At 71.3% G+C, this 5,193-nt stretch carries 6 protein-coding genes; all 6 read right to left on the minus strand.

Annotation, left to right across the window (positions count from 1 at the left end; genetic code table 11):
- Positions 1–71 precede the first annotated feature (71 nt).
- A complete protein-coding gene (locus tag ACWGE1_RS40060) occupies positions 72–428 on the minus strand; it encodes a cytidine deaminase (RefSeq protein ID WP_453425398.1) in 357 nt (118 codons plus the stop codon).
- 67 nt (positions 429–495) lie between these two features.
- The gene (locus ACWGE1_RS40065; RefSeq protein WP_453425399.1) at positions 496–858 is read right to left on the minus strand and encodes an MmcQ/YjbR family DNA-binding protein; all 363 of its coding nucleotides are present in this window, start codon (positions 856–858) and stop codon (positions 496–498) included.
- Positions 855–2,159 carry a hemolysin family protein gene (locus ACWGE1_RS40070; protein ID WP_453425400.1) on the minus strand — a complete coding sequence of 435 codons (1,305 nt, stop codon included), beginning with the start codon at positions 2,157–2,159 and terminating at the stop codon, positions 855–857. The genes ACWGE1_RS40065 and ACWGE1_RS40070 overlap by 4 nt, the downstream gene beginning before the upstream one ends.
- Complete coding sequence (gene ybeY, locus ACWGE1_RS40075) at positions 2,156–2,653, minus strand: rRNA maturation RNase YbeY (RefSeq protein WP_453425401.1); 498 nt, start codon at positions 2,651–2,653, stop codon at positions 2,156–2,158. Before ybeY ends, ACWGE1_RS40070 begins: the two co-directional genes overlap by 4 nt.
- Before the next feature lie 13 nt (positions 2,654–2,666).
- Positions 2,667–3,704: a PhoH family protein gene (locus ACWGE1_RS40080; RefSeq protein WP_453425402.1), complete on the minus strand. Its 1,038-nt coding sequence runs from the start codon at positions 3,702–3,704 to the stop codon at positions 2,667–2,669.
- A 183-nt stretch (positions 3,705–3,887) separates the two neighbouring features.
- A complete protein-coding gene (locus ACWGE1_RS40085) occupies positions 3,888–4,982 on the minus strand; it encodes a carbohydrate kinase family protein (RefSeq protein ID WP_453425403.1) in 1,095 nt (364 codons plus the stop codon).
- Between the last annotated feature and the right edge of the window lie 211 nt (positions 4,983–5,193).

The raw sequence follows: 5,193 nt of genomic DNA on the forward strand, positions 1-5,193 counted from the left end.
GGCTGAAGGTGGCCGGGCCGAGGCTGGATCCGGCCCGGGCGTACAGGGGCGTCGGCAACCCCGCCGGGAGGCTAGTGGCCGGCCGGGGTGCTGGACTTCAGGGTGCCGTCCGGGGCCGCCAGCAGGACCGGGGTGTCCGGGCCTCCGAGGTCGCGGACGGCCGCGCGGTCGGCCTCCGCCGGGGCGTCCGCCGCGCTGACGACGGCCGCCGCCTCCAGGGACCGCGCGCCGCTCGCCACAGCCATCGCGACCGCGGTCTGCAGCGCGCTCAGCTTCAGGGAGTCGAGCTCCACCGTCCCGGCGACGTACGTGCGGCCCGTCTCGTCCCGCACCGCCGCCCCCTCGGGCACCGCGTTGCGGGCCCGGGCGCTGCGCGCCAGCGTGATGATCTTGCTGTCCTCGGGGTCGATCCCGGTGCTGTCGGTCATGGTCGAAAGCATAGGGAGCGCCCCGGCGCCCCCGCACGACCACCCCACCGCCGGGCCGCGTGCACCGTCAGGGCCGGTCGAGCCGCAGCCGCTCCGCCCTCGGCAGGCCCGCGACCACCAGGTCGTACGAGTCCTCGACCAGCTCCTGCACGAGCCGGTCCGGCAGAGCGCCAGGCCCGCCCACCGTCACCGTGTTCCAGTGCCGCTTGTTCATGTGGTAGCCCGGCACGATCGCCTCGTGCTCCTCGCGCAGCCGCACCGCCAGCTCCGGGTCGCACTTGAGGTTGACCCTGAGCGGCTCCGCGTCCAGCGCCGACAGCGCGAACACCTTGCCCAGCACCTTGAACACCGAGGTCTCCGGCGTGAAGGGGAACTCCTCCACCGCCGCGTTGAAGCCCAGGCAGAACGCGCGCAGCTGCTCCGGGGTCATTCCCCCTCCTCCCCCGCGGCCCCCGCCGCGGCCACCGGCTCCACGAGTACCGTCACGATCTTGTTGCGCCGGCCCGCCGGGGACTCGGCCGTCAGCCGCAGCGGACGCCCGTCCGGCAGGTCCACCACCGCCGAGGCACCCGCGATCGGCACCCGGCCCAGCGCCTTCGCCAGCAGTCCGCCGACCGTCTCCACGTCCTCGTCGTCGAAGGCCTCGACCTTGAACAGCTCACCGAGGTCGGTGATGTCCAGCCGCGCGGTGACCCGGTAGCGGTCCTCGCCCAGGTCCTCGACCGGCGGGAGCTCCCGGTCGTACTCGTCGGTGATCTCTCCGACGATCTCTTCGAGGATGTCCTCGATGGTGACGATGCCCGCCGTGCCGCCGTACTCGTCGATGACGACGGCCACGTGGTTGCGCACCTGCTGCATCTCGCGCAGCAGATCGCCCGCGTTCTTGGTGTCCGGCACGAAGACGGCCGGCCGCATCGCCGTGGAGACCAGGTCGGCCTCCGCCTCCCGGCTGATGTGCGTCTTGCGGACGAGGTCCTTCAGGTAGACGATCCCGACTATGTCGTCCTCGTTCTCCCCGGTCACCGGGATGCGGGAGAAGCCGGACCGCAGGGCGAGCGTGGTCGCCTGACGGACCGTCTTGTACCGCTCGATGCAGACCAGGTCGGTGCGCGGCACCATCACCTCGCGCACCAGCGTGTCGCCGAGCTCGAAGACCTGGTGCACCATGCGGCGCTCGTCGTCCTCGATCAGTGATTCCCGCTCCGCGAGGTCCACCATCGCGCGCAGCTCGGCCTCGGAGGCGAACGGCCCCTTGCGGAAGCCCTTGCCGGGCGTGAGCGCGTTGCCGATGAGGATCAGCAGCTGCGGGATCGGCCCCATGATCCTGGCCAGCGGCACGAGGACGTACGCGGCCGCCGTCGCCGTGTTGAGCGGGTGCTGGCGGCCGATCGTGCGCGGGGAGACGCCCACGGCGACGAAGGAGACGAGCACCATGACGGCGATCGCCACGAGCAGCGCGGTCCAGTTCTCGCCGAACTCGTCGAGGCAGACGTAGGTGACGAGCACCCCGGCCGCCATCTCGCACGTGACGCGGACCAGCAGGGCCACATTGAGGTAGCGGGTGGGGTCGCCGGCGACCTGGGCGAGCTTCTCGCTCCCTCGCCGGCCCTCCCGTACGGCCTGCTCGGCCCGGAAACCGGAGATGCGGGCGATGCCGGACTCGGCACAGGCCGCGAACCAGGCGACCACCACGAGCAGCACCGCTCCGGTGATCAGTTGGGCTGCGTTCACGAGACGGTGGGAGCCGGGGACGGACCGGTCATGCCGCGGTCACCGCGCCAGCCGTCGACGATGGCCGCCTGGAGGCCGAACATCTCGGCCTTCTCGTCCGGCTCCTCGTGGTCGTAGCCGAGCAGGTGCAGCACTCCGTGGACGGTCAGGAGCTGGAGCTCCTCGTTCATGGAGTGCTGCGTCGGGGCTTCCTCGCCCTGCCGCTTGGCGACCTCGGGGCAGAGCACGATGTCGCCGAGGAGCCCCTGCGGGGGCTCCTCCTCGTCCTTGGTCGGCGGACGGAGCTCGTCCATCGGGAAGGACATGACGTCGGTCGGGCCGGGCAGGTCCATCCACTGGATGTGGAGCTGCTCCATGGCGTCCTCGTCGATGACGATGACGGAGAGCTCGGAGAGCGGGTGGATCCGCATCCGGGTGAGCGCGTAGCGGGCGATGTCGAGGATCGCCTGCTCGTCGACCTCGGTTCCGGACTCGTTGTTGACGTCGATCGACATGGTGCGCTGGGTTCTACTTCCGCTGGTGGCCGTTCGGGGCCTGCTGGCTGTCGTCGTACTTCTCGTACGCGTCGACGATACGGCCGACCAGCTTGTGGCGGACGACATCCTCGGACGTGAGCCGCGAGAAGTGGATGTCCGGGAGCCCTTCCAGGATCTCCTGGACCTGACGCAGACCGCTCTTGGCGCCACCCGGCAGGTCGATCTGGGTGACGTCACCGGTGACGACGATCTTCGAGTCGAAGCCGAGCCGGGTCAGGAACATCTTCATCTGCTCGGCGGTCGTGTTCTGCGCCTCGTCGAGGACGACGAACGCCTCGTTGAGGGTGCGTCCGCGCATGTACGCCAGCGGCGCCACCTCGATCGTGCCCGCCGCCATCAGCCGCGGGATCGAGTCGGGGTCGATCATGTCGTGCAGTGCGTCGTAGAGCGGGCGCAGGTACGGGTCGATCTTGTCGAAGAGGGTGCCCGGCAGGAAGCCGAGCCGCTCCCCCGCCTCGACGGCGGGCCGCGTCAGGATGATCCGGCTGACCTGCTTGGACTGCAGGGCCTGGACGGCCTTGGCCATGGCGAGGTAGGTCTTGCCGGTACCGGCGGGGCCGATGCCGAACACGATCGTGTTCTTGTCGATCGCGTCGACGTAGCGCTTCTGGTTGAGGGTCTTGGGTCGGATGGTGCGGCCGCGGCTGGAGAGGATGTTCTGGGTGAGCACCTCTGCGGGCGTCTCGGCGGGCCCGTCGCCATTGCCGTTCGCCTTGAGCATGGCGATCGAGCGTTCCACTGCGTCCTCCGTCATCGGCTGCCCGGTGCGGAGCACCAGCATCATCTCGTCGAAAAGTCGCTGGATCAGCGCGACTTCCGCCGCCTCGCCGATCGCGCTGACCTGATTGCCCCGAACATGGATGTCGGCCTTCGGGAAGGCCTTCTCGATCACGCGCAACAGGACGTCACCCGAGCCGAGCACGGTCACCATCGGATGCGTGGCCGGAACGGTGAAGTGGGCTCGCGCCTGCCCCGGCGCAGGGATGTGGGCTGTGGGTGTCTGAGTCATGGGCCGGCACTGTGGCCTGCACATACCTCCCGCTGAGGGGCCGCGCCGATCGACGACCTCCGGAGTACCAAGCGTACGTCTCCGGCGCGGCTTCCCCGAGAGGTTTTACCGCCCGGCCGCCCCGCAGCCCGGGCGCCCCGGCTGCGGGGTACGGCCGCTCGGCCCCGCAGCGGCGAACCGGGGCTACGCGGAGTGCCGGAAGCCGATCGTGGGTACGGCCCTGCGCCGGGCGGCCGGTGTGGAGCCCGGCGGGATCAGGTCGTCCAGGAAGCCGTACCGGCCGCGCAGCTCCTGCGGGGCGGTCCGCCACCAGTGGGCCACCTCCGGCCAGCCCGGGGCCGACAGGGAGCCGCCGAACTCCTGGACGGACAGGGCCGCCGTCAGCCCGGCGAAGGCGAGCCGGTCCGCGAGCGGCCAGCCCGCCAGGGTGCCGGTCACGAAGCCCGCCACGTAGACGTCGCCCGCGCCCGTCGGGTCCAGCTCGTCCACCGTGATCCCGGGGACGTGTGCCGTCTCTCCGGTGCGCCCGTCCACCGCGTACGAGCCCTCCGCGCCCATCGTCACCACGGCGATCGGCACCCGCTCCGCCAGCGCCCGGGCCGCGGCCCTCGGACAGTCGGTCCGGGTGTAGCGCATCGCCTCGCCCGCGTTCGGCAGGAAGGCCTCGCAGTGCTCCAGGTCGGCCAGGTCTCCCAGGTCCCACCGGCCGCTCTCGTCCCATCCCACGTCGGCGAAGATCCGCGAGCCGCGCCGGGCGGCCTCGCCGATCCACTCCTCGCCGCGGCCGGGACCCAGCGCGGCCACGGCCGCGCGGGCCCTCGGCGGGCACTGCGGGAAGGGCCCGGGGCCCGCCGGCGGAGGGGCCTCGTGGCCGTGCGAGACCATCGTGCGCTCGCCCTCGTAGGCCATCGAGACGGTGACGGGGCTGTGCCAGCCGGGGATGGTGTGCGACATGGACAGGTCGATGCCCTCGCCCTGTTCGAGGGCGTCCCAGCAGTACTCGCCGTAGTGGTCGTCGCCGAAGGCGGCGGCCAGGGAGGTGCGCAGGCCGAGCCGGGCCAGGGCGGTGGCCATGTTGGCGACGCCGCCGGGGCTGGAGCCCATGCCCCGGGCCCAGGACTCCGTACCGCGCACCGGGGCCGAGTCGAGGCCGGTGAAGATGATGTCGAGGAAGACCGTTCCGGTCAGGAAGACGTCGCAGCCCGGTTCCTGCGGGTCACGCAGCGGACCGAGCGGGTCCACTGCTGCTGCGCGGATTTCGTAGTCCCGACCGGTCACGGCGATCTCCCCGTTGTTTCTCGAAGGCCCGTTCCTGCATGACGTTTTCCAGTGGAAAGCTGCCAGCCCTGCCCACACCGGGCAGGACCAAACCCAGTGTTGCGCAGATCACCCTCGGAACGCCCTTCGTCACTCGAGCCACTCGCCCGGACCTTCGGCGGAAGCGGCCCGGGCACGACCTGGAACGGCCGGGTCCGGGCGGGGGGGGCGC

The sequence above is a fragment of the Streptomyces sp. NPDC054932 genome (assembly GCF_053610205.1).